The sequence below is a fragment of the Candidatus Thorarchaeota archaeon genome, from assembly GCA_021498125.1.
Taxonomy (GTDB): domain Archaea; phylum Asgardarchaeota; class Thorarchaeia; order Thorarchaeales; family Thorarchaeaceae; genus B65-G9.
This window is the reverse complement of the sequence record JAIZWL010000013.1, coordinates 1-758: the sequence shown is the minus strand read 5'-3', so window position 1 is coordinate 758 and position 758 is coordinate 1. Positions and strand designations below refer to the sequence as shown.

Below are 758 nucleotides of genomic sequence, written 5' to 3'. Positions count from 1 at the left end.
GCAACCACAAGACATATTCGAAATCCCAAGCAAAAATGAAATACACGAGATGATTCTGAAAGCAATATCATGCTCATTTGGTAACAACAACGCATTTATTGGATATGAAAAATGGAGAGGCTGGCCGACAAATGATACAATAATATCTGAACGCCCAATAATCAAAGTTGGAGAAACATATTATATTTTTAGTCCTACAATGTTAATTAGAAATAGAGTAGAAATCATAGAGGCTCTTTTGGAGCAATACTCACCAGACTACTATCAAAAGCAATATCTCCCAGCTAGAGACAGTTATGTAGAAAATACTGCACTCAATTTGTTTCAGAATCTCTTGCCAAACTCCTCTATATATAAAAATCTGTTTTATTATATTGGGAAGGACAAAAGCAAAAGAGTTGAACTTGATGGTCTCATCCTCTATGATGACTGCTTACTACTAATTGAGGCAAAAGCAGGAATGTTACCACAGCCAGCGCGTAGAGGTTCAATCAAAGGATTAAAACATAAAGCAAAACACATTCTCAGAGAAGCACATAGCCAAGCACTGCGTGCATTGGATTATATCCAATCTTCTTCGAAGGTACGCTTCGTCGATAGAAACGGAAATCATATCGCATCAGTAGAACGAGATCGATTCAAACATATTTATCTGATTATAGTTACCTTTGAGCCAATGTTTGTGTTAACTTCTCATTTGTCATCTGTGAAGCGGCTGGGACTGCTCGCAGGAGAGAATTGGCCTTGGGCTGTAGATC

At 37.7% G+C, this 758-nt stretch carries 1 protein-coding gene; it reads left to right on the top strand.

The genetic code is table 11. The features are described from left to right. Positions 1–49 precede the first annotated feature (49 nt). On the top strand, positions 50–758 hold a 709-nt coding region (locus K9W43_14305; protein MCF2138400.1), incomplete at its 3' end, for a hypothetical protein.